The organism is Brevundimonas sp. LPMIX5 (genome assembly GCF_003576505.1).
In the GTDB taxonomy this organism is placed as follows: domain Bacteria; phylum Pseudomonadota; class Alphaproteobacteria; order Caulobacterales; family Caulobacteraceae; genus Brevundimonas; species Brevundimonas naejangsanensis.
Genome location: NZ_QWTZ01000005.1, coordinates 145,646 through 167,645, shown reverse-complemented (window position 1 = coordinate 167,645; position 22,000 = coordinate 145,646). Strand labels below are relative to the sequence as shown.

The 22,000-nt window shown below is 62.0% G+C and carries 19 protein-coding genes and 1 tRNA gene; 11 read left to right on the top strand and 9 right to left on the bottom strand.

The genetic code is table 11. The annotated features are described in order from the left end of the window. Nucleotides 1-441 precede the first annotated feature (441 nt). Nucleotides 442-518: transfer RNA gene (locus D1604_RS07710), tRNA-Arg, on the bottom strand. 285 nt (nucleotides 519-803) lie between these two features. Here D1604_RS07710 and D1604_RS07705 point away from each other — a divergent pair. Together D1604_RS07705 and D1604_RS07700 are read left to right on the top strand one after the other, a co-directional pair. Then, on the top strand, nucleotides 804-3,329 hold the full coding sequence (locus tag D1604_RS07705) for a helicase-related protein (protein ID WP_119412831.1): 2,526 nt from the start codon (nucleotides 804-806) through the stop codon (nucleotides 3,327-3,329). Continuing rightward, nucleotides 3,326-3,601 carry an RNA-binding S4 domain-containing protein gene (locus tag D1604_RS07700; RefSeq protein WP_119412830.1) on the top strand — a complete coding sequence of 92 codons (276 nt, stop codon included), beginning with the start codon at nucleotides 3,326-3,328 and terminating at the stop codon, nucleotides 3,599-3,601. Before D1604_RS07705 ends, D1604_RS07700 begins: the two co-directional genes overlap by 4 nt. 33 nt (nucleotides 3,602-3,634) lie before the next feature. Here the strand turns inward: D1604_RS07700 and D1604_RS07695 are convergent, their stop codons facing one another. Then, entirely contained in the window at nucleotides 3,635-4,285 is a 651-nt protein-coding gene (locus D1604_RS07695) for a YceI family protein (RefSeq protein ID WP_119412829.1), read from the bottom strand. A 168-nt stretch (nucleotides 4,286-4,453) separates the two neighbouring features. Between D1604_RS07695 and fdxA the strand changes: the two genes are divergently transcribed. Beyond that, the gene (gene fdxA, locus D1604_RS07690; RefSeq protein ID WP_003166185.1) at nucleotides 4,454-4,795 is read left to right on the top strand and encodes a ferredoxin FdxA; all 342 of its coding nucleotides are present in this window, start codon (nucleotides 4,454-4,456) and stop codon (nucleotides 4,793-4,795) included. 309 nt (nucleotides 4,796-5,104) lie between these two features. Then, the gene (locus tag D1604_RS07685; RefSeq protein WP_024353585.1) at nucleotides 5,105-5,647 is read left to right on the top strand and encodes a CarD family transcriptional regulator; all 543 of its coding nucleotides are present in this window, start codon (nucleotides 5,105-5,107) and stop codon (nucleotides 5,645-5,647) included. Nucleotides 5,648-5,723: 76 nt separating this feature from the next. On the opposite strand, the gene D1604_RS07680 is transcribed toward D1604_RS07685, so the two are convergent. Beyond that, the gene (locus D1604_RS07680; protein ID WP_233551947.1) at nucleotides 5,724-6,209 is read right to left on the bottom strand and encodes a DUF3617 domain-containing protein; all 486 of its coding nucleotides are present in this window, start codon (nucleotides 6,207-6,209) and stop codon (nucleotides 5,724-5,726) included. 240 nt (nucleotides 6,210-6,449) lie between these two features. Between D1604_RS07680 and rpmB the strand changes: the two genes are divergently transcribed. Beyond that, a complete protein-coding gene (gene rpmB / locus D1604_RS07675) occupies nucleotides 6,450-6,746 on the top strand; it encodes a 50S ribosomal protein L28 (RefSeq protein WP_003170390.1) in 297 nt (98 codons plus the stop codon). Nucleotides 6,747-6,851: 105 nt separating this feature from the next. Continuing rightward, the gene (locus tag D1604_RS07670) at nucleotides 6,852-8,534 is read left to right on the top strand and encodes a M1 family metallopeptidase (RefSeq protein ID WP_119412828.1); all 1,683 of its coding nucleotides are present in this window, start codon (nucleotides 6,852-6,854) and stop codon (nucleotides 8,532-8,534) included. 172 nt (nucleotides 8,535-8,706) lie between these two features. On the opposite strand, the gene D1604_RS15615 is transcribed toward D1604_RS07670, so the two are convergent. The 6 genes from D1604_RS15615 to D1604_RS16080 all read right to left on the bottom strand — a co-directional run bounded on the left by D1604_RS15615 (nucleotide 8,707) and on the right by D1604_RS16080 (nucleotide 16,842). Beyond that, nucleotides 8,707-9,228, bottom strand: coding sequence for a hypothetical protein (locus tag D1604_RS15615; protein ID WP_147399895.1), 522 nt, complete (start codon nucleotides 9,226-9,228; stop codon nucleotides 8,707-8,709). Between the two features lie 79 nt (nucleotides 9,229-9,307). Continuing rightward, nucleotides 9,308-12,586: a TonB-dependent receptor domain-containing protein gene (locus D1604_RS07665; RefSeq protein ID WP_233551946.1), complete on the bottom strand. Its 3,279-nt coding sequence runs from the start codon at nucleotides 12,584-12,586 to the stop codon at nucleotides 9,308-9,310. A gap of 102 nt (nucleotides 12,587-12,688) precedes the next feature. Next, entirely contained in the window at nucleotides 12,689-13,630 is a 942-nt protein-coding gene (locus tag D1604_RS07660) for a FecR family protein (RefSeq protein ID WP_119412827.1), read from the bottom strand. Nucleotides 13,631-13,697: 67 nt separating this feature from the next. Next, nucleotides 13,698-14,225 carry an RNA polymerase sigma factor gene (locus D1604_RS07655; RefSeq protein WP_158584921.1) on the bottom strand — a complete coding sequence of 176 codons (528 nt, stop codon included), beginning with the start codon at nucleotides 14,223-14,225 and terminating at the stop codon, nucleotides 13,698-13,700. 76 nt (nucleotides 14,226-14,301) lie between these two features. Continuing rightward, a complete protein-coding gene (locus D1604_RS07650; protein WP_119412825.1) occupies nucleotides 14,302-16,470 on the bottom strand; it encodes a TonB-dependent receptor in 2,169 nt (722 codons plus the stop codon). A gap of 132 nt (nucleotides 16,471-16,602) precedes the next feature. Then, nucleotides 16,603-16,842, bottom strand: coding sequence for a hypothetical protein (locus tag D1604_RS16080; protein WP_119412824.1), 240 nt, complete (start codon nucleotides 16,840-16,842; stop codon nucleotides 16,603-16,605). Between the two features lie 286 nt (nucleotides 16,843-17,128). Here D1604_RS16080 and D1604_RS07640 point away from each other — a divergent pair, with 286 nt between their 5' ends. The 5 genes from D1604_RS07640 to D1604_RS07615 all read left to right on the top strand — a co-directional run bounded on the left by D1604_RS07640 (nucleotide 17,129) and on the right by D1604_RS07615 (nucleotide 21,976). Further along, nucleotides 17,129-17,638: a hypothetical protein gene (locus D1604_RS07640; RefSeq protein WP_119412823.1), complete on the top strand. Its 510-nt coding sequence runs from the start codon at nucleotides 17,129-17,131 to the stop codon at nucleotides 17,636-17,638. A gap of 16 nt (nucleotides 17,639-17,654) precedes the next feature. Then, the gene (locus tag D1604_RS07635; protein WP_119412822.1) at nucleotides 17,655-18,347 is read left to right on the top strand and encodes a PspA/IM30 family protein; all 693 of its coding nucleotides are present in this window, start codon (nucleotides 17,655-17,657) and stop codon (nucleotides 18,345-18,347) included. Nucleotides 18,348-18,355: 8 nt separating this feature from the next. Next, a complete protein-coding gene (locus tag D1604_RS07630; RefSeq protein ID WP_119412821.1) occupies nucleotides 18,356-18,991 on the top strand; it encodes a YqiJ family protein in 636 nt (211 codons plus the stop codon). A gap of 28 nt (nucleotides 18,992-19,019) precedes the next feature. Next, nucleotides 19,020-20,807 carry a flotillin family protein gene (locus tag D1604_RS07625; RefSeq protein ID WP_119412820.1) on the top strand — a complete coding sequence of 596 codons (1,788 nt, stop codon included), beginning with the start codon at nucleotides 19,020-19,022 and terminating at the stop codon, nucleotides 20,805-20,807. A gap of 737 nt (nucleotides 20,808-21,544) precedes the next feature. Then, nucleotides 21,545-21,976: a hypothetical protein gene (locus D1604_RS07615; protein WP_119412819.1), complete on the top strand. Its 432-nt coding sequence runs from the start codon at nucleotides 21,545-21,547 to the stop codon at nucleotides 21,974-21,976. Nucleotides 21,977-22,000 lie beyond the last annotated feature (24 nt).

Sequence of the window (22,000 nt, the reverse complement as noted above, 5' to 3'; positions counted from 1 at the left end):
GGAGGTTCTAAGCCAGCCGTTCAGATCAGGTTAACATGCGAGTTTGGGTTCGGCGACCCGTTCACCGGATAAGATCGCCGACCGTTCGGTCGCATTCTGATAGTCAGAGCCGGTCGCAGGTGCCCCGAGGCGATTGATATGGCGTCAGCGCTGCGTGGCGCGCTGACCTTTGCCGCCCTACAATCGCGTCCGCCTCAACGGCGAAGCCGGGCGGCAGCCGGTAGACGCCGACGGGCCGAGCGGGCCAGGTTCCATAGGAGCAGCCTAGCGTCTCATAAGCTCCGCGCCCTGAAGCGAACGTCGCCAGCCGCCGCTTTGAGTCATGAGAGGTGCCTCGGGCGCTTCATGAGGCACCAGCGCCACGAGCATGAATTGCGAGTCGTTCGCATTTTGAGCCACTTCTAACTGGTTTTGAGCCAGTTCTAAGTGGTCACGACAGAATGGCGACCCCGGGAGGACTCCAACCTCCGACCTCGGCTTTAGGAAAGCCTTGCTCTATGCAGCTGAGCTACGGGGCCACGCGCGTCTGCCTAAAGGAGGTTGGGGCGTCAGGGAAGCCCCTGCGAAACCTGAACGCGTGACGGCGACCGTGCGAGGGTTCGGCCTTGTGGTTAAGGCGTGTTAAGCTACTATACCTAGTATGGAACAAAGCCTGAATCGGCGAACGTCGCTGATTCGGTCATGATTCGTTTCGCCCGTGTTCCAGGGGCCGGTAAGGTTCCGCTTACCAATTCTTTTTCGTTCATATCGAGATCGCCGCGCCGCTTGTGAAAGCAGGCGGGGTTCGCCACCTTGGGCCGGTCATGAGCGACCGTTCCGCAGGCATGGCCCCTTCGCGCGTCACGGCGATCCTGGGGCCCACCAACACCGGCAAGACCCATCTGGCGGTCGAGCGGATGCTGGGTCACGCCTCGGGCATGATCGGCCTGCCGCTGCGGCTGCTGGCGCGCGAAATCTATGAGCGGATCGTCAAGCGGCGGGGGGCGGCCTCGGTCGCCCTGATCACCGGCGAGGAGAAGATCGTCCCGCCGCGTCCCGCCTTCTTCGTCTGCACGGTCGAGGCCATGCCGCTGGAGCGGTCGGTCGACTTCCTGGCGGTGGATGAGATCCAGCTGGTCGCCGATCCCGAGCGCGGCCACGTCTTTACGCAAAGACTGCTGCACGCGCGCGGCCGGTTCGAGACCATGTTCCTGGGCGCCGGGACGATGGCCCCGCTGATGCGGTCGCTGGTTCCGGATGCGGAGATCGTGACCCGCGACCGGCTGTCGATGCTGTCTTACGCGGGGTCGAAGAAGCTGACCCGCCTGCCCCGGCGCAGCGCCGTCGTCGCCTTCTCGACCGAGCAGGTCTACGCCATCGCCGAGCTGCTACGGCGTCAGAGAGGCGGGGCGGCCGTAGTCATGGGCTCGCTTTCGCCCCGCACCCGCAACGCCCAGGTCGAGCTGTTCCAGTCGGGCGAGGTGGACTTCCTGGTCGCCACCGACGCCATTGGCATGGGGCTGAACATGGACGTGGACCATGTGGCCTTTGCGGGCCTGCGGAAGTTCGACGGGCGGCGCACGCGCTGGCTGCACGCCGCGGAGATCGGCCAGATCGCCGGGCGGGCGGGGCGGCACCTGCGCGACGGCACCTTCGGCGTCACCGGCGAGGCGGAAGAGCTGGACGAGGATCTGGTCGAACAGGTGGTCGAACACCGCTTCGATCCGGTCGAGGCGGCCGAGTGGCGCAGCGGGCGGCTGGATTTCGACACGCTGCCCGACCTGCTGCGCTCGCTTACGGTGACGCCGGATCGTCATGGGCTGCGGCTGACGGCCCAGGCGCTGGACGAGACCCTGCTGCGGCGCTTTGCGGTCGATGAGGACGTCAGGAAGATCGCCAGCTCGCGCGGGGCCCTGATGCGGCTGTGGGAGGCGTGTCAGCTGCCCGACTTCCAGAAGACGACGCTGGACGAACACGCCCGCCTGTCGAAGGAGATCTTCACCGCCCTGACCAGCCGTCGCGGGCGGCTGACCGAGGACTGGGTAGCGCCGCGCTTCAATGATCTGGATCGCGACGACGGCCAGATCGACCAGCTTTCGGCGCGGCTGTCTGGGGTGCGGACGCTGAGCTACATCGCCAACCGGCCCGACTGGATGGCGGGGGCGCAGGAGTGGCGCGACCGGACGAAGGCGCTGGAGGAACGGCTCAGCGACGTGCTGCACGAACGGCTGACGGCGCGTTTCGTCGATCGGCGCACGGCGGCCCTGATGCGGGCGCTGAACGTGCGCTCCGACGTGCTGGCGGGCGTGGCCGAGGACGGCGAGGTCACAGTCGAGGGCGAGGTCGTCGGTCATCTGGACGGCGTCTGCTTCACCGTCAATGCGGGCGGATCGGCGCTGGCCGACCGGGCGCTAAGGCAGGCGGCGACGCGCGCCGTAGGGCCGGAGGTGGCGCGGCGGCTGGGGCGGCTGGCGGCGGACGACGACGCCGCCTTTTCCGTTACGCCGGACGGCGGGGTGCTATGGAACGGGGCGCTGACCGGGCGCATCGTCAATGAAGACCCCTTCTCGCCGCGCGTGCGGCTGCTAGGCGAGTTGGGGCCGGTCCCGGCGCGCGAGCGGGCCGAACGGCGCATGGAGGCCTGGCTGGCGGGCGAGGCCGGGCGGGCGCTGAAGCCGCTGAAACGGCTGCGCCACGCGATCGAGAGCGGCGCCCTGACCGGCCTGCCCCGGGGGCTGGCGTTCCGACTGATCGAGGCGGGCGGCCTGATCCCCCGGCGCGAGGTCGAGCGCGACCTGGCGGCCTTGAGCCAGCATGAGCGGCGCACGCTGAAGACCTTCGCCATCCGCGTCGGCGCCCATTCGGTCTGGCTGCCCGGCGTGATGAAGCCTCGCGGGGCGACGCTGGCGCAGGCCTTCCTGCCGCGCGAGGCGACGAACGGCCTGGCGGGTGAGGGCCTGCTGCCGCTGCCGGAGCCGGCGCCCTCGGCGCGGGCCCTGTCCGCCTTCGGCCGACGCGCGGTCGACCGCTGGACAGCGCCGGTCGAGGCGCTGGAAGCTTTCGCCGACGCCGCGCGGGCGGCGGGCAAGGAGCCCCTGTCACCAGAAGCGCTGGATGCGCTCGGCTGGACGGCGGATCAGGCCAAGGCGATCCAGGCCGCCCTGCGAACGCTGCGCGCCGAACGGGCGCCGCGCCCCGGCACGCGCATGCCGCCGCCCAAGGATTCGCCCTTCGCCGCCCTCGCCCAGCTGGCCCAGCCGGCGCGCCCGGCCCCCTCAGCCACCCCCAAGACGGCGCGCAGACCCCGGCGACGCCCCCGCAGAGCGGCGGCCGGCAAGACCGCCGAATGAGCGTGGAGAGCTGTCGCATCGACCTCTGGCTGTGGCGAGCACGCTTCGCCAAGACCCGCAGCCTGGCCGCCGCCATGGTCGAGAAGGGCGCGATCCGGCTGACGCACAACGGCGTCCAGACGCGCCTCGACAAGCCGAGCCGCAGCGTTCACCCGGGCGACGAGGTGCTGTTCGCCCAGGGCGGGCGGCTGGTCGCCGTGCGCGTGGTGCAGACGGGCGAAAGGCGCGGCCCGCCAGAGGAAGCGCGCGCCCTGTACGAGGCGCTGGACTAACCCCCCTCCTCCCCATGCAATGGGGAGGAGAACTCAGCCCTGCGGCTTCACGAACTCGCCTTCGATGTGCAGCTTCACCTCGTCGCCCAGCGCGGGCAGGCCGAAGTTGATGCCGAAGTCGGACCGCTTGATCGTCGCCTCGCCGTCGAACCCGGCCTTGTAGCCGCCGCGGGTCGGACCGGCCTGATTGAACTCGACTTCCATGACCACGGGGCGTGTGACTCCGCGCAGGGTCAGTTCGCCATGGATGGTCGCCTCGTCGGGCTCGTCGGCGTCGATCACGATCCGCGTCGAACGGAAGGTGGCGACGGGATGGTTGGCCGTGTCGAAGAAGTCCGCCGTCTGCAGGTGTTTGTTCAGGCCGTCGGAGTTGGACGCCACGTCCGTCAGCGGAATGGTCGCGGTCAGGGTGCTGGCGGACGGATTAGCGGGATCCAGCTTCAGCTCGGCCTGCACGTTCACGAACTGACCGACATAGGTCGAGAAACCGAGGTGATCGACGGACCAGGTGATCTTGCCGTGCGCGGACTCCAGCTTGTAGTCGCCAGGCTGCACTTCGGCCGGGACCTTGGTCATAGCGGCCTGGGCGACGACCGCGCCGCCTGTCAGCAGGCTAAGCGCCACGCCGGCGGCGCCGATGCGGCCGAGAGCCGAGCGAGGGATGAAACCTTGATTGAAAGTCATAGGGCGGCCTCCAGGAAGACAATGATTCGGCGTTGGCAAAAGGAAGCGCGGCCCGGCGCCGTCGGGCCTGAACAGCGTTGCAACAGCGCCGTCGGTTGACAGTTGGTTCCGTCGGGGCCATGTGCCCGCCCTCGACCTCCTCGCTGCCACAGGCCCGCCCGAAACGCCATGACCTACATCGTCACCGACGCCTGCGTGAAATGTAAGTTCATGGACTGCGTCGAGGTGTGTCCGGTGGACTGCTTCTATGAGGGCGAGAACTTCCTGGTCATCGCGCCCGACGAATGCATCGACTGCGGCGTGTGCGAGCCCGAGTGCCCCGTCGACGCCATCGTCCCCGACACTGAGGACGAACCGGACGGCAAGTGGCTGCAGGTCAACGCCGAATACGCCAAGGTCTGGCCCAACATCACGGTCAAGGGCGTCCCCCCGGCGGACCGCGAGCAGTACGAACGCGAAACCGGCAAGTTCGAGAAGTATTTCAGCCCCAAGCCGGGCAAAGGCTCCTAATAATCCGCCACATTGCAGTCACAATGTGCCGCTCGTCGCCGACGGCCCTGTGGATGTTTTGAGATTTCCTAATTTTATGATAGGTTCCTCCCTATTCGAAACGGGCGGTTCCGCAACTCTGCGCGCCGCCCGCATTTACGACAGAACCTCGCCGCGAGGACGGGGTCGGCCAGAGGTTCGGTGATCCTTTTTCGCGTCTGACAATGCGACCTTCCGCTCAACCGCCTGGCTTACGCCCGGCGGCGGGGTGGATTTTGCTTTCAAAGATGCGGCGGAGATCTCGCCCCTTCGGTTCGGGAAAGGAATGACATGACGAGCAAGACCGGTCTGGAATTCAAGGTTGGCGATGCGGTGGTCTATCCCGCGCATGGCGTCGGCAAGGTCGCCGCGATCGAGACTCAGGAAGTCGCCGGCATGGCGCTCGAAGTCTACGTCGTGACCTTCGAGCACGAAAAAATGACCCTGCGCGTCCCGACCAAGAAGGCCAAGACCGCCGGCCTGCGCACCCTGGCCGCCGACGACACCGTGACCAAGGCCCTGACGACCCTGAAGGGCCGCGCCCGCGTCAAGCGCACCATGTGGTCGCGTCGCGCGCAGGAATACGAAGCCAAGATCAACTCGGGCGACCTGATCTCTATCGCCGAAGTGGTCCGCGACCTGCACCGCGCCGACACCCAGCCGGAACAGTCCTATTCCGAGCGCCAGCTCTATGAATCGGCCCTGGACCGCATGGCCCGCGAAGTCGCCGCCGCCAACAAGATCGACAAGGACGCCGCCATGGCTCTGCTGGGCAAGTCGCTCAGCGCCAAGAAGCCGGTCGCCCCCGCCGCAGAAGAGGCCGAAGCCGCCTGATCTCAGGCGACCGACTGATGATAAAAAAGGCCCGGCGGCGACGCCGGGCCTTTTGTTTTTGGGACAAGGGCGAAGTTTAGAAATACTCCGCCCCGGCCGGGCATTGGGCGGCCAGACGCCGCGCCGTGATGCTGGCGGGAATGTAGGGGGTGCCGCGCGCCAGTTGGGCGCCGCCGTTGAAGCGGAAGGCCTGTTCTTCATAGGTGCCGTTCAGGCGCACATTGATGCGGCGGCCCTTGTGATCCTGACAGCTGCCTTCAAATCGGGCCTTGCCGTCGCCGACCTGGCGGGTCGGATAGGTGCACCGCCATTTGCGCGTCGACAGACCGCCGAAGAAACGGTTGATCTCGCTGGGACGGACGCACTTCTGCTCAGTGTCGCGCGAACCCATCACGCTGGTGGTGTACTCCCAATAGCCGGGCAGGACCTCGGACTGGGCGGCCGACTGGGCCTGGGGCGCCGACGCGGGCGCGGCCAGCATCACAGCGCCCGCGACCATGGGGGCCGCGACAGCCATCAGCTTGGCCAGGTGGGGCAGGGTCTTCATGGATTTGCCGTTCATGGGACTCATCATGGGGTTCTTTATATAGTCACGGCTTGAACGGCTGCTGAACAAAGGCGATCCCTCGCCTTCACAATGACTCAGCGCCAGCCGCACGACGACCGCACGACGACTCTGGCCTTGACGCGCGATGATTCATTCCTCTATACGGCCCCCTCTCGCGCAGGCCTCTTTGGCTTGCCGCGCCCCTGTTTCATGCGTCCGCGCCGGTATTGCGGATGTGACCTTGAGGATCTTCAGATGTCGCGTCGCTGCGAACTCACCGGTATCGGCCCGATGGTCGGCAATCACGTGAGCCACTCCAACATCAAGACCAAGCGTCGTTTCCTGCCGTCGCTGAAGACGGTCAAGGTTCAGTCGGACGCTCTGGGCCAAACCTTTTCGCTGCGTATCTCGAACGCCGCCCTGCGCACCCTGGACTTCAAGGGCGGCCTGGACGCCTTTATCGTCAAGGCCCGCGACGAGCAGCTGTCGATCGCCGCCCTGCGCATCAAGCGTCAGGTCCGCGCCAAGCTGGCCGAGCAAGCCGCCGCCTGATCGGCGCCGACTGACGGATTTTGAAGAGGCCGGTGGAAACACCGGCCTTTTTCTTTTGAGCGCGCTCCCGCTACCCTCACGGCTCGTCCAGCCGGAGCCTCAGCCTTGCGTCCTCTCGCCGCCCTCATCCTGACCACGACCCTGCTGTCGTGGCCCGCTGTCGCGCAGGAGGCCGCGCGCGAAACCTCCGCCTTCACCCTGTCCAGCGGCACGCCGCGCACACCCGAACAACTGGCCCTGCGTTTCGACAAGGCGGACCTGTCCTTCAAACTGCTGCCTGAGACGCAGTCGCTGGAAGGCGTCGCCGTTCTGGACTTCACCGCCACAGCGCCGACGGCGGCGGTCGTGGTCGAACTGGACGCCGCCTTCGCCATCGCCGCCGTCACCGTGGACGGTCAGGCCGTCGCCGACTGGTCCAATCCCGAGGGGCGGCTGACCATCCCCCTGCCCCGCCCGCTTTCGACGGACGAAACAGCCACTGTGCGCATCGCCTATTCCGGCCGCCCGCATCAGGCCAGGCGCGCGCCCTGGGACGGCGGCTTCGTCTGGACGACAACGCCCGACGGCCAGCCGTGGGTCGCCAGCGCGGTTCAGGGCGAGGGCTGCGACCTGTTCTGGCCCTGCATCGACCATCCGCAGGGCGAGCCGGAGCGCGTTGACCTGCATATCACCGTGCCCTCTGCCCTCAGCGCCCCCGCTAATGGCCGTTTCCTGGGCAAGACCGACAACGGCGACGGCACGACCACCTGGAACTGGACCACGCGCCAGCCCGACACCTACGCCATCAGCCTGAACATCGGCCCCTATGTGGAGATGGCCGCCGCCTATCAAAGCCGGTTCGGCAATGTGATTCCCATGCGTTTCTGGCGGCTGGCATCCGCTGACCCGGCCAAGGCGCAGCGCCTGTTCGACGAGTTCCCGCAGATGCTCGACTTCTATGAGGCGACGATCGGCCCCTTCCCCTTCGGCGACGAGAAGATGGGCGTGGTCGAGACGCCGCACCTGGGCATGGAGCACCAGACCATCAACGCTTACGGCAACGGCTATAAGCTGGACGGCAAGGGCTACGACTGGCTGCTGCAGCACGAACTGGCGCACGAATGGTTCGGCAATCAGCTGACCAACGCCGACTGGGACGACATGTGGCTGCACGAAGGGTTCGGCACCTATATGCAGCCCCTCTACGCCCGCTGGCTGAACGGCGAACGGGCCATGCAGGCCGAGCTCCAGACCATGCGGCTGACCCTGGCCAACCGCTTCCCCGTGGTGTCAGGCAGGCCGCAGGACGCGGCCACCGTCTATGACGACAAGACCGGCCCGGCGCTGGACCTCTATTACAAGGGCGCACTGATCGCCCACACCCTGCGCCTCTTCATCGGCGACGGCGCCTTCTATGAGAGCCTGCGCCGCCTGGTCTACGGCCGCCCCGATCCGCAGCCGGGGAACTTTCGGCCCCGCTACGCCACGACGCCGGATTATGTCGCCATCGTCAATGAAGTAACCGGCCGCGACATGGGCTGGTTCTTCGACGCCTACCTCTATCAGGCCGCCCTGCCCGATCTGGCCATGACACGGCAGGGCGAGCAGGTGACGCTGGAGTGGAAGACCGGAAACAGCCGTCCTTTCCCCCTGCCGGTCGAGGTCGAGGTCGACGGCGAATTGCTCTCTCTGCCCATGACCAACGGCCGCGCAATCTTCACCGCTCCTGCGCGCGCGCACATCCTCCTAGACCCCGGCTCAAAAGTGCTGAGGCGGCTGGAGTATCTGGAGCGGTGGAAGGCATCGTAAGCGAGACCTGACGTTTCAGTGGCGCTTGAAGGCGCCCTAGGCTCCATCCAGACTTGCTGAATGCTAGCACTTAAAAAAGAAAACCGGATGAAATCATCCGGTTTAGTTAACTCAGGGGAGCTTAAATATTAGCATAGAGGATTATCATTAATAGCTTAGCTATTAGCCAGCTTTACATTTTTAGCTCGCCGGTAGTCGGAGCAACTGGAGTGATATTCAGATATCCTGTTGCGTAACAAGTAGAAGGAGATCCAGTAACAGTAGCCGTAGGATCAGTTACAATACGATTAGGACCCTTACTGCCCCAATAAAGCTTTAGTGGAGCCAGAACACCAGAGCATGTTCCTGCTCCAGCCTGAATATTAACATTAATATTGATAGAGCCTTCATCTGTGCCACTAGGGGAACCGGTGATGAGTTGCGGCGGCGGGGGGCTCAGAGGGCGGATCAAGGTGCCGCAAAGCGGATGCCCCGGAGAGAATGTCATACTGGTGATGTAAGCTTGACCAGCAGCATTAACCTCTATGGTAGCGTCAACATTACAGTCTACACCATCAATCGTCTGATAGAGCTCAAGATTTCCAACAGCCTTAAAAATACCTGGGGCCGGTTGAAAGGATTGAGCACTAGCCACTCCAAAGCTGGAAACAGCCAAAACAGCCGCACAAGAAACTACAGAAAGCGTCTTAGTCATAACATATAACTCCGTCTTTCATAAGTAGCCATTATAGGCGAGATTTATACTACACAATTACTAAAAAAAGCCAACAAAACTAGAACGTTTTTTGTAAGGAGAATCCAAAAATTCTTGGATCAAGAGTAAATACATTTGTGGTTAACATCGTATCGTCGCTATTGGTAAACGCATCCACAATAGGAGTATCGTCAAAAACATTCTTTACGTATGCGCTTACAGTCAGGCCGTTAGAAGGATTCTCGAGAGATATAGACAAGTTTGCATTACCCCACCCCTTAAGTCTATCATACTCTGTATTATAGACGCGGAAATAGCTTTCAGCCTGCCTATAGTAATCGGCTCTGAACGTAATGCTTGAGGCTCCGATATCCCAGACGTACTGGGCTCCGATGTTTGCCGTCCATCGCGGCGAGTTCGGCAGTTCGTTTCCACTGAGGTCCGCCAAGAAGCCGCGACCGCTATTCGGCGCATCGGTCAGTGGATTATATGTAATGCCGTACAATGCCCAGAATGGCGTACCGCCCACAAAGCTCGGATCGAACGAACCATAGTTCTTTGATCCTCCGCACAAGACCTGAAGGGCCAGTTGATTCAGGCTGTCGCCGAAGTTGCTGCTTACAATCTTTTCGACAAGCGCGGTCGGCGCCACACAATTTGACGGCACCTGGACCCAGGGCCTCAATACCATCCACTCGGGATTTCCCTGAGTGCGATCCATGACATTGATGGAGCCTTCACCGTCGGCAATCCGCGTTTTCAGATAACCAAAGTTGCCATCGATCCGGAACCGTGGCGTGACCTGATAATTGACCTCAAGCTCTAACCCCATGCTTTCCGCATCGAAATTCTCGTTCAGAGAAATACGGTCAACGATCTGAGACACCTGATAGTCGGTATAGTCGTAGTAGAAGCCTGTTGCGTTCAAGCGCAGACGGCGATCCAACAGACTGGTCTTGATCCCGAGCTCATAGGCGTTGAGGAATTCAGGCTCGAAAATGCTCGACTGCGGCAGATACTGCACCACCCTCGGATCGAGGCCCGCCCGCGGAGGGTTGGTCCCCCCGCCTTTATAGCCGCGCGCGTAGGACGCATAGGCCATCAGATTATCCGACGGCTTCCAGTCCAGAACAAGACGGCCCGTCATTTCAGACCAGTTTTGCTCAATGTCCGGCAAGGCTTCAAAGCCCCTGGAGAACGAACCGCCAGTCAAATGACCGTAACCTAGACTATCCCTGGTCCCTAAAAGCAGTTGCGTCGGATATGGCGTTGACGTCTTGCTGTCGTCGGTATAGCGCAGGCCAGCCGTAAGGCGAAAAATCTCTGAAATATCAACATATATCTCACCAAATACGCCATAAGATTCAGTTGTTACTTCATTTTTACTTCTAAAATAATTATGCCCGTCGCCCGCAATGTTTTTGATAGAGGATCGGTCAACGTAGACACATTCATTCTGGCTTCCATCCACACAGGGGATCGACATGCCACCGTCAGTTGGATTTGAAGGATCTATAGGAACCCTATTGTACCAGTACTCAGCGATAAGTGTGAAAACATTATTGAATACATAATAATCATCCCTCGTATCAAATTTGAGGTAATTCACTCCTAGATTAAAATTAAATCGTCCGGAGTAGTTTGATTGCAACCTAAACTCTTGGAAAAATTGCTCATTTTTTGACTTACTAAGATCAACGGCAAGCATTCTTTTAGATGGCCCGAGCTGCGGATCCGTATACACCCCCTCCGGCGCTGCATTGTAAATACTCCCATGAAGAGGTCGCGGATTTCCCCACGCATCTATAATATCGTCGTAATTACTCTTATTAAAAATTTCATTAGAAACATATCTCATATAGTCCTGAGACGACCAGAAATAGTCTTTTGCATATGTAGTTTGCGACACAAGTGTAAGATTAGGATTAAAATCATACTCAAGATTTAGCTGATAAACATCATTATTAGCTACAAATTTCGGATCATAGCTCGTAGAGACCTCACGAAGATCTGTTGATTGAACGACGCCTTCATAGGGATTTATCCCTACATCAATTCCCCGTGTTGAAATTCTGACGCCATTTACGAGACGCTGCCCATAACCGACGTTCGCTGCCGCCCAGATCTGGCCCATGCTAGTGCCATTAGGCGTGCCATAGGCCGCATCTTCATAAAGGCTCCCCGGCTGACAGCCCTGACTTAGAACCCCCTGCAGGAATTTACTGGTGAGCGTAAAATTCCCCACCTGCGTCGGGCCGTCGTCAGTCGTACACAGTTGCTTGCCGGTACGAGAACGATTGTCGTCTTCCCCGAAATGTTCCCAGATCAGATTGGCGCGGAAACGATCCGTCGGCTCCCAAGCTGCGGACAGCCGCACAGAATGCAGATCACGTCCGTTGACGTGTGTATCGTTGAAGGAGTTGTAATCAAATCCATCCCGCTTGGTCAGGCCCGCAGCCGCCCGAACCCAGAAGGTGTCGGTGATCGGGACATTGACCATCATCTGGCCGCGCATCGTGCCGAAGTTGCCGGTCTCAGCCTTCAGCATCGCCTCAAAGTCCGGACCGGGCAGTTTGGGGAACATGTTGACCACGCCGGCCGTAGCGTTACGGCCATAGAGCGTTCCCTGCGGCCCGCGCAGGACCTCTACCCGGTTCACGTCCAGGTATTCCTGTTCGAAAAGACGGTTTCGGATGAGGGGGGTATTGTTGAAACTGACGGCGACAGCAGGGTCAGACGATGCTGAAACCGCCTTGGTCCCGATCCCACGGATCGAGAAATTGTACATGCTGAAATTGCCCTTGGAGAAAGCCACGTTCGGGATGGCGCGCATCAGTTCCGAACCGCCTTCAATCTTCATCGCGTCCAAGTTCTCTGCCGAGAAGGCGGAGACCGCGATGGGCACGCTCTGAATGGATTCCTCACGCTTCTGAGCCGTCACGATCACGTCGGCGACGCTGGTCGTCTCTTGGGCGATCGGGCCCTGCAGAAGGTCGTTTCCCCCCGCATCGCCCTGGCCGCCGCGTACCAGACGAACAGCATTCGGGCCGGCGAATTCGGCGGTAAGCCCCGTACCGACCAACAGTCGGTCCAGGGCTTCGCCGACCGGCAGGTCGCCCGACACGGCGCGGCCGCGCAGGCCGGATGTCAGAGATTGATCTACAGCGACCGAAATTCCGGCCTGGCGTCCGAATTCAAGCAGGCTTTGCGACAGCGGCGCCGAACGGATGTTGAATGAGGTCACCGCCGACTGAGCTGTCGCGCCCACGGGCGACGCCGCAATCATCAATGCGGCGCATCCCGCCCCCGCCAACATGCGCAAACGTGAAATACCGACGCGCGAAGACCGCAACACCATAGACCTCTCCCTCCCAAGAGATGGTTGTTTTGAGAGATTGACGTTTCAGGCGACAGAAACCCTACCTGCCCCGACGCATATTTTTGCAGGGATCGTAAAATCTCAGCTTGCGGGCTTGAGGCGGTCCTCGCGACCCGCATCGCGGATGTCGGCGTCGAGCAGGGCGGCGAGGCGCTGCACCGTATCGGCCCGGTCGTCGATCACAAGGCGCAGCGTCACATGACGGCGTCCCAAGGAGGGTTCTGCCGAAACAGGGCGCTCGTAGAAGCGATTGAGGTCGCGGATCACCTGATCGACCGGCGCATCTTCATAAGTCAGGACACGCTGGCGCCATTCATCGACAGACGTCGTCGGGATCGTCGAGATCCGCGTCTGCTTGAACGTGTGTTGGTTCGTATTCTTAACTTGAAATCTCTGCCCGGCGCGCAGGAGGATCGGCTTTCCGCCCCCTGCCAGGGAGCGGACCTCGACTACCCCTTCCTTGACGGCTACGTCCAGGCTGTGGTCACGGCTACGAACATTGAACGCCGTGCCGACCGCCCGGACTTCATAGCCGCTCGCCCGAACCAGGAAGGGACGATCAGGGTCCTTACGGACGACGAAGGTCGCCTCGCCTTCTTTCAGATTCACCACTCGTTCGCGGCGATTAAGATCATATTGAGCGCGCGTTACGACGTTCAGCGCGACAATACTGCCATCCGGCAACTCCTGACTGCGTTGTTCGCCGACACCCGTTTCACTGGACGTGCGATCCAGCCGCCAGAGGGCGCCCAGGCCCACGCTCGCAGTCAGTCCCAACACCAGAACGGCGGCTATGGCGGCGAGGCGGACCTGTCTGGGAGCCCTGCGGCGCGGCGCCGGAACCATTTCAGCGACGTTTGAAAGCTCGCCCCACACCTCGTGCATACTGTTCAAGGCGGCCTGATGCAGAGGATGGGAACGCCAGACGTCAAAAGCCTGTCGCTCTTCCAGCGACATAGGGCCTCTTCGCTGGGCGGCGAACCACCGAGCAGCCTCCTGCTGGATTTCTTCGTTTAAGATCATGACCGGCGAATTGGCGGCGTGTAGAGCCGAAGGATTACCACCATAGACGAATGAAGGAGCTTATTCCCTACTCATCCAATTCGTCTGCCTGCATTTTTTGTACCAATTCCAGCATGGCGGCCGAAAGATGCTTTTCCACCGCCTTCACGCCAATTCCCATTGTACGGGCGATTTCGAGATAGCTGAGACCGTCGATGCGATGCAGGAGAAAGGCCTCGCGTCGGCGGCCAGGCATGGCGTCGATGACCGCCAGCGCCCTGCGTAGCCTTTCAGTCGCAAGCAGGACGCGCTCTGGATCAGCCAGACTGCAGGGCCCCTGCTCATAATGGTCTTCCGGGCGAAACAAGCGCAGCGTCCGCGCCCGACTGCGCAGTCGATCAATCACCAGATTGCGTGCGAGACGGAAAAGCAAATGAGTCGGTGCTTTAACCGGCTCGCGCCTTGCTGTTTCGACAAGCTTTAAACAAGCGTCCTGAGCAAGATCGGCTTCGTCTCCCTGCACGCGGCGCGTGATCGCGCGCAAACCTTGTGCGCTGGATCGAAACGTCTCGTCCAGTTCATGTGGCGCTGTAATCCGTGCTTGCCTCTCGCCCATGGTCTCTCCCCAGACCATTGTTCGCTAGATTGACACTCTCACGAAGCGTGCGGACTTCGTCAAGTCGCCCCTTCCATCAGAACCGGCGCTGCAACGTCAGGCGCACGGCGCGGCCCAAGGGATCCTGCATGTCGCGCCCATAGCCTTGAGCTGGCGATCCGTCGCCCAGGCGCGCCTCACGGCGCGTATCGAACAGATTGCTGATCTCCAGATTGACCTGCAGGCCTGTACTGCGACGACGAGGCGTCTCGATGGCTCCGGTTCCGGATCGACTGCGACCGGACATCATCTGAAAGCTGAACCTCAGATCAGCCGTCATGAAATCCGCGATGACCAGGTCATCGGGACCATCCACTCCGCCAAGGCGCCGCGTTCGATAACCTTCCTGCCAATGAGCCGAAAGATTCGCGCCCCACCGCCCCCGCTGAGCGTCAATCAAAACGCTGGCGTTCTGGCGTGAAATTCCTCCGCCATCTCCCTTGAGGCGATCTAATTCGGCCAACCCTGCGCGCAAACGCGTGACGCTGGCGAGTTGAAGACTGTGACTGATCGCGACGCGCATGATCGTCGCCTCTTGCCCCGCCGCCCCTGCCGGACGAGGAAGATTAAAGTTCGCGCCCGTGGTCAGACTCTCGGAAAACGTCGAACTCAGATTAAGCGGCCGATAGTCGATACTTACCAACCTACCATTGATATCCCGATGGAAACGGTCGGGAAACGCCATCTCCACGTCTTCGGTCAACTCGGGCAGCGAGCCGATCCCATTTGTATGGGCGTTGCGCACATAACCCAGATTGCCCGACAGTCCCCATGATGTGAAAGGCCCCCATGAGGCCGAGACGCTCCAACGTTCGGATTCGGGCGGCGTCAGATCCGGATTGCCCCCCCTGATAGGCAAAACCTCGACTGCCTCTCCGCTCCGGAAGTCGAAAACAACGATCGGAGGGCCGTAATACTCCGGCTCAGAACGCTGGATATCCGGCACGCTATCCGTCGACGCCCCCCATTCGCCGTTTAAACGTATGCCCCGGCGGGGAGTCCAGGCCAGCCCTGCGCTGACATCCTCGCCACTGGCGCCGCCGCTGTTGCGCATTCCCACGCCGAAGGTCGCCACAATATCACCCAGGCGATCCCTCCCTCCGGGACCGCCTGACTTCGTCAAGGGGATGCTCAGCGCGCCTCGAGCACTGTTCGTCTGGAAACTGTGAACCGACCGGTCCAGGTCACGCTCAACAGTCGCCCGGCTGCCCTGGAAGCCGGCGCTCACATTGGCGGTCATAGGTCCGGACGGCAGTGCAATAAGCGACCGCTGACCTGCACCCGTAATCCCGAACGACAAGGTGTCGCTGCTCATGTCCTGCAGGCCGTCTTCCTGACTGCGCGCAATCTGGCCGTTCAGATTCGTCTGCACCATCCAGCCGGCCACTTGCCCACTGGCGCCGCCGGACATGCCGAGGCTTTGCGAACGGCGACGGCTTTCGACCACGCCGACGCCTATCTGCGCCACTGAACGACTCTCTTGCGCCTGTCCATTCAGGCTGAAGACCCCGGACCACTCGCCCAGCCCGCGCGTAAGGCTGATATTAGCCGAAAGGAGTTCCGATTGCGGGCGCAACGTCACGAGGTCCGCGTCCGGTCCATCTGTCGCCAGGGCGCGGTCTCTTTCCCCTGCCCGCAGCGCCGTGTCGCGCGAGAGACGCAGGCCGAGTTGATGCGTATTTCTTCCGGCGATAGCGGAACGCCTCAGATCGCCGGACAAAGTCGAAGTTCCGCCCTGGGTCGGCCGCGATCCGACAGCCCGCCCGTCATAGCTGGAGAAATTCTGCTGCAGCACCAGATTGACGACACGTTGTCCCGGAACGGCGCCGTAGAGGCCTGCAGCTTCAGGAGGCAGAACTTCGGCGCGCACAAGGGCGTCAGGCGGAAACCCCGTATAAGCGCTGACATTAGGCGTCGGTCGCCCATTGATCAGCACCAGAGGCTGGCCGCCAAGCGCCAGGGTTTCATCCATGCGCTTCAAAACATCGTCGATGCTCCACGCGCCCAGAGCATCAATATCGGCGCCGTCTAATTCGATCTCCGGGGGCGTCAGCGCCGCGCCGCGCCGCCCGAACACCTCCACATCCTCAACCTGGACCGGCTCTTCCAGATCAAGATCCGGGCGCACATTCTGCCCCGCCGCCGCTTCAGCCGAAGCTCCGCCATGCCCCATGACGACAGCGGCGACTAAGGGCAGCCACCCCATACTATTCCTCGCCCCCCAACTGCATCATGGCATGAAGCCTCGCGCGTTATTCACGGCACGACAAGACGAAACATAAAAAGATAGCTGATGTCGGGCTCTATTGACGCTAGGGAACAGCAATGAAGCTGAACATCATCTGAAAAGACGTGCAACAAGCCGCACCTCGTCAAAGATACCGCTTAAAATCACCCCACGCATCAAGATCGAGCGCCAAGACGCTCGCCCATCAGGGCTCCAGCTCGATGTCCCAATAGAGATAGCTGAAACCGCCTTATCCACGCCGTTAAACCGCTCGCTTGCGGCGGAAGCCTTCTGGCCTCTCAGGCGCAGTCGGTTCAGCTTCAAGATGCGCTTGAGGTGGGCAAAAAGCATCTCAACCTTCTTCCGTTCGCGTCGGGAAACGGCGTAGGCGTCGGCCCTGGCGATCTCGCGGCGATCTCAACAGCCGCCTTTTTCAACAAACTCCGCGCGTTTCCGATTTATGTGGCTCACCTGGCCATGGCGAACCAGTCCTCAGAATCATCTGCGGCAGCGCGCGCGTACGCTAAGGCTGCCCAAGGCGCGCTAAACTCCGAGCCGCTTAGGCTCAAGCGCTGCGTATTCCCGCCTAGAGAACGGTGGATGTTTACATGCGCGCTACAATGTAATACAAAAAGTCATGGCGTCCCTAAACACCCCCCTGAGCGTCAGGCTCTCCGATGAGGACACCAGCTTTCTGGCGAAGCTGGAGGTCGATGGCGCGGTCACGGCCAGCGACAAGATCCGAGGCCTGATCAGGCAGGCGCGGCAGCGAGCCGAGCCGCTGGAGAACTTTTCCGCCGCCTTGGTCATCAGCCATGAGCAACTGGCGGCGGCGGTGCGCGCCGTGAGGATTATCGAACAGGATCTGGATCGTCATTCCGACGTGACCGTGGGCCTGATGACCGCCGCTGAGGAATTACTGGCTCTGGCCCTGGCGGCGCCCCGTCCTGGTTCGGCTAGCGGAGCGGACGACTTGGTGCGGCATGAAGCGCGTTTGGTCGATTGCGCCGCGCGGATGACCGACCAGTTGCTGCGATGGGCTGTGACGCCCACGGCGCCGGCCTACGAGCCCGCTGTCATCTCGCGGCGACTTGCCGAACTCTCGGACTTGATGAAGCTTGTTTCTGCGGCCCTGGCCGCGCGCTAACGGAAGGATCAGGATCATGGCGGATACATTGGGCGCGCGTGTCGGCCGCATCGTCTCGGGCAGCGCCCATGCGCTGATCGACGCGATCGAAGGCGCAATGCCGGACGCAGTCGTGCAGCAGACCCTGCGCGAGATTGACAAGGCGGTGGACGATGTCCGCGCCGAACTGGGCCGGACCATCGCCAGCAAGCACCTGGCCAACAAGCGGTTGACCGAGCAGAGCAGCCGCCACGAAGAACTGGCCGGTCAGATTGAGTTGGCGCTGCGTGAAGGTCGTGAAGACCTGGCACGCGCCGCAGTCGAACACCAGCTGGACGTCGAGGCCCAGGTCCCGGTTCTGGAAGCGACCGTGGCCGAGGCGGGCAAGCGCGAAGTCGAGTTGGAAGGTTATGTCGCGGCGCTCACGGCCAAGCGCCGCGAGATGGAAGAGGCCTTCCAGTCTATGCTGCTGGCGCGAGCGCGCGGCGCCGATCAAGCGAGCGCCTCGACAGGCGGCGTCGGTTCGGACGATCAGCCGAGCGTGGCCCGCCGCGTCGAGAACGCCACGGGCGCCTTTGACCGCCTTATGGCGCGCGAGGGCGCTCCGGCTCTCGGTGGGGTTGAGCGCGAACAGGGCGCCAGGTTGGCGGAGTTGGACGGTCTGGCGCGTCGCAACCGGGTCGAGGAACGCCTGGCCGCCATCAAGGCGCGCGCAGGCGACAAGGGCTGACACCGCCAATGTGGGCCTTTCTTCTCTCGCCCGACAATGTGCCGTTTATAGCGGCCCTGGTGCTGATGCTGCTGATCGGCGTCGTCGAGGCCCTGGGCCTGGGCGGGGGGCTGGCGGTCGGCGAAGGGCTCGATGGGTTGGACGGCGACGTCAATGTCGAGACGCCTTCGCTGCTGTCCTGGATCAACGTTGGGCGGCTGCCGCTGCTGATGCTGATCGTCGTCTTCCTGTTCGGCTTCGGCATGACGGGGCTGATCGGGCAGAGGATCATCGCGGCGGTCATAGGCCAGCCGGGGCCCTGGTTCCTGGCGGCGCCGCTGGCCTTTGCAATCGCCCTGCCGGTGACGCGCGTCTTTGGTCAGGCGGTGGCCCGGATTATGCCTCGCGATGAGACCTCAGCTGTATCGCGCGACAGTCTGGTCGGTCGCGTGGCGGTGATCGTCACCGGTGATGCAGCGCACGCCAGCGCCGCACAGGCCCGCGTTCGCGACGAGCATGGCCAGGTTCATTACGTCATGGTCGAGCCTGACAATGCATCGGACGTCTTTACGCAAGGCAGCAGCGTGCTTCTGGTGCGGCATGCGGGCGCCAAATATTTCGCTATTCACAACACCAGCGTGTCGCTGCGCGACGCGGCGGTCTGACGACTTCTACAGATTAGGGGCTTTTTGAATGAACTCGATCATCGAGATCGGCATCATTTCAGGCGTGGGGCTGGTCGCTCTGCTGATCCTGGGTTTGATCTTCGCACGCCTGTACAAGCGCGCCTCCAAGGAGACCGCCTTCGTGCGCACCGGCTTTGGCGGCGAGAAGGTCGTCATGAACGGCGGCGCGCTCGTTTTGCCGGTGCTGCATGAGACCATCTCGGTCAATATGAACACCCTGCGTCTGGCGGTGCAGCGCTCCAACGAGCAGGCCCTGATCACCAAGGACAGAATGCGCGTCGACGTGTTGGCCGAGTTCTATGTGCGGGTGCAGCCCAGCGCCGACGCCATCGCCTCGGCCGCCCAGACCCTGGGTCTGCGGACGATGAACCCGGTCGAGCTGAAGGAGTTGGTCGAAGGCAAGTTCGTCGACGCCCTGCGCTCGGTCGCGGCCGAACTGACCATGACTGAACTGCACGAACAGCGCACCCACTTCGTCCAGAAGGTGCAGCAGGTGTCGTCCGAAGACCTGCTGAAGAACGGCCTTGAGTTGGAGACCGTCTCGCTGACGGGCCTCGACCAGACGGCGATGGAGCATTTCAACCCGTCGAACGCCTTTGACGCCGAAGGTTTGACGCGGCTGACGCAGGAGATCGAACTGCGCAAGAAGTTGCGCAACGACATCGAGCAGGACACCCAGGTCCAGATCCGGGTGAAGAACCTGGAGGCACAGCGCCGCACGCTGGAGATCAGCCGCGACGAGGAATACGCACAGCTGGAGCAGGAGCGGGAAATCTCGAACCGCCGCGCTGAACAGTCCGCCGACGTCGCCCGTCAGGAAGCCGAGAAGGCCCGCGAAGCGGAAGCCGCCAAGATCACCTCGCAACAGCAGATCGAGCAGGCCAAGATCGAGGCTGACCGTCTGGTGGCCCAACAGCGCATCGCCATGGAGCAGGAAGTCGCAGAGCGCGAAATCTCCAAGGCGCGCGCGGTCGAGGTGCAGGACATCGAAAAGGCCAAGGCCATCGAACTGTCCGAACAGGACCGCAACATCGCCGTCGCCGAGAAGTCGCGCGCCGAATCCGAGGCCAAGGCCGAGGCCGACCGCGCTCTGGCCCTGGCCGTCCAGGCCGAGGAGCAGGTCAAGACGGTGCGCGACCGCGAGGCCGCCGACCGTCAGAAGATCATCGAGCTGATCGAAGCCGCCAAGGAGGCCGAGCGCGAAGCCATTGCGATCCGCGTCGCCGCCGAGGCTGAAAAGGTCGCCGCCGCAGACCACGCCGAGGCGCAGCGCGAACAGGCGCGTGGTATGGCCGACAAGACCCGCATCGAAGCCGAAGGTCAGGCCGAGGCCATCCGCGTCGAGGCCGAGGCGTCGCGCGTCCGCTATGAAGTCGACGCCGCCGGCCAGCACGCCCTGAACACCGCGGCCAATCTGCTGTCCCCGGAACAGGTCGCCCTGCAGATCAAGCTCAAGCTGCTGGAGAACCTGGATCGGATCATCGCCGAGTCGGTCAAGCCGATGGAGAACATCGACTCCATCAAGATCGTGCAGGTCGAAGGTCTGAATGGCGGCGGCGGCGCAGCGGGCGTCGGCGGCGGTTCGCAGGAGGGCAATCTCTCAGATCAGGTGGTCAGCAGCGCCCTGCGATATCGCGCTCAGGCGCCCCTGGTTGATCAACTTCTCTCTGAGGTTGGGTTGTCCGGCGCTGATCTGAACGGGCTCACTGGAGCGTTGCGCACCCCCGTTCCTCAAGCCCAATCACCTTCGCAACCGGTAACGAATGCGAGCGATGACGGCCCTCAGGCGGACTGATCTATGCCCAAGCGACGATCGAATAATCTTCGATCGTCGCTCCTCCAAATGCCCATCCACCCTTTGGCTAAGCCCTCAAACGCATCAGGTTTGCCCCACCACCCGATAGAAAAATCTCGTGATTGTCCACGTCGGCGCGAATCCGCCGCCGACTTCACGCCCAGCAAGCGGACGCCCCGAAAACCTGGGAGGGGTGGAAAGCAGACTGGCACGAAGCACGCTCATTGTTCTGGCAAGGTTCCTGGGCGCCTCTTGTCGGGCGCCAATTGGGCAGCGCCTATGTTACCAATGCCGCCATAGGCGACCTGAACGAAATCCAGACCACCGAACATCGCCCTGGAACGGTCGCAGAATGTCTAGGTCAAGGAAATTGGCCAGATGATCAAGACCGATCACACGGCCGCCTCAGCCGCCCTGAAGACCGCCGCCGCGCAGACGGCGCCGGACACCGCCGTGCGACAGCACTGGATCAGCGTCGCAAGGGTCCTATCGATAACCTGCGCTCGGGCACTGCGCCGAACTAGCTGAGTTTTGAAACAGTCACTTATCGGAGGCGCATCCGCATCGCGCACGTCGTTCTTGGTTCAGCCTCCGATCAAAGCGCCATCCAGCCCTCGGACCGATAAGGTTAGCAGGGATTCACGATAGGATTTAAGTCCCCGCTAAGACTGTCTGATCGCCTGAAGTTAAGAGCCGGCAGATATCCTCTTCTCCAAATAAAGGGTGATGAGGACATTATGACCAGGTTGAATTCGGCAAAACGCCGCGCACTTCTGCCTTTCGCCGCAGGCCTGGCAGCCATGCTGGCGCCGCAGATCGCGACGGCGGGGCCGGGGGCGAGTCATACCTATCGCTTGCGCGCCACCGTGCCCGTCGCTTGCTGGGTGCGACCGGACAAGACCGTCATGGCCGAAGCTGGCGGCGCAGGTTCGGTCGTCGAAGCCTGCAACAGCCCCGGCGGCTTCACCGTCTCAGCCCAGTACCGCCCTCTCGCCGCAACCGAAAAAGTGCGGATGGTCTATGGAGATCGCTCTCTGGATCTGGCCAAGGGCGGTATATTGGAGTTGCGCCGTTCAAGCATCGCGACCATTCGCGCGGTCGATTACCGCTTCGACGATGTCGAGCTTGAACAGCCGTTGATCCTGTCGCTTACGATCCAGCCCATCTGAAGATTTCGTACCGCCGCAACGACA

Excerpts from the sequence above, each read along its gene's own strand:
- D1604_RS07650 (WP_119412825.1), bottom strand. The coding sequence starts at position 16,470 with ATGGGGTGGCTGCCCTTAGTCGCCGCTGTCGTCATGGGGCATGGCGGA.
- D1604_RS07635 (WP_119412822.1), top strand. The coding sequence starts at position 17,655 with ATGGCGGATACATTGGGCGCGCGTGTCGGCCGCATCGTCTCGGGCAGC.
- D1604_RS07625 (WP_119412820.1), top strand. The coding sequence starts at position 19,020 with ATGAACTCGATCATCGAGATCGGCATCATTTCAGGCGTGGGGCTGGTC.
- rpmB (WP_003170390.1), top strand. The coding sequence starts at position 6,450 with ATGTCGCGTCGCTGCGAACTCACCGGTATCGGCCCGATGGTCGGCAAT.
- D1604_RS07665 (WP_233551946.1), bottom strand. The coding sequence starts at position 12,586 with ATGGTGTTGCGGTCTTCGCGCGTCGGTATTTCACGTTTGCGCATGTTG.
- D1604_RS15615 (WP_147399895.1), bottom strand. The coding sequence starts at position 9,228 with ATGACTAAGACGCTTTCTGTAGTTTCTTGTGCGGCTGTTTTGGCTGTT.
- D1604_RS07615 (WP_119412819.1), top strand. The coding sequence starts at position 21,545 with ATGACCAGGTTGAATTCGGCAAAACGCCGCGCACTTCTGCCTTTCGCC.
- D1604_RS07640 (WP_119412823.1), top strand. The coding sequence starts at position 17,129 with ATGGCGTCCCTAAACACCCCCCTGAGCGTCAGGCTCTCCGATGAGGAC.
- D1604_RS07655 (WP_158584921.1), bottom strand. The coding sequence starts at position 14,225 with ATGGGCGAGAGGCAAGCACGGATTACAGCGCCACATGAACTGGACGAG.
- D1604_RS07700 (WP_119412830.1), top strand. The coding sequence starts at position 3,326 with ATGAGCGTGGAGAGCTGTCGCATCGACCTCTGGCTGTGGCGAGCACGC.
- D1604_RS07660 (WP_119412827.1), bottom strand. The coding sequence starts at position 13,630 with ATGATCTTAAACGAAGAAATCCAGCAGGAGGCTGCTCGGTGGTTCGCC.
- D1604_RS07685 (WP_024353585.1), top strand. The coding sequence starts at position 5,105 with ATGACGAGCAAGACCGGTCTGGAATTCAAGGTTGGCGATGCGGTGGTC.
- D1604_RS07695 (WP_119412829.1), bottom strand. The coding sequence starts at position 4,285 with ATGACTTTCAATCAAGGTTTCATCCCTCGCTCGGCTCTCGGCCGCATC.
- fdxA (WP_003166185.1), top strand. The coding sequence starts at position 4,454 with ATGACCTACATCGTCACCGACGCCTGCGTGAAATGTAAGTTCATGGAC.
- D1604_RS07630 (WP_119412821.1), top strand. The coding sequence starts at position 18,356 with ATGTGGGCCTTTCTTCTCTCGCCCGACAATGTGCCGTTTATAGCGGCC.
- D1604_RS07705 (WP_119412831.1), top strand. The coding sequence starts at position 804 with ATGAGCGACCGTTCCGCAGGCATGGCCCCTTCGCGCGTCACGGCGATC.
- D1604_RS16080 (WP_119412824.1), bottom strand. The coding sequence starts at position 16,842 with ATGCTTTTTGCCCACCTCAAGCGCATCTTGAAGCTGAACCGACTGCGC.
- D1604_RS07680 (WP_233551947.1), bottom strand. The coding sequence starts at position 6,209 with ATGAACGGCAAATCCATGAAGACCCTGCCCCACCTGGCCAAGCTGATG.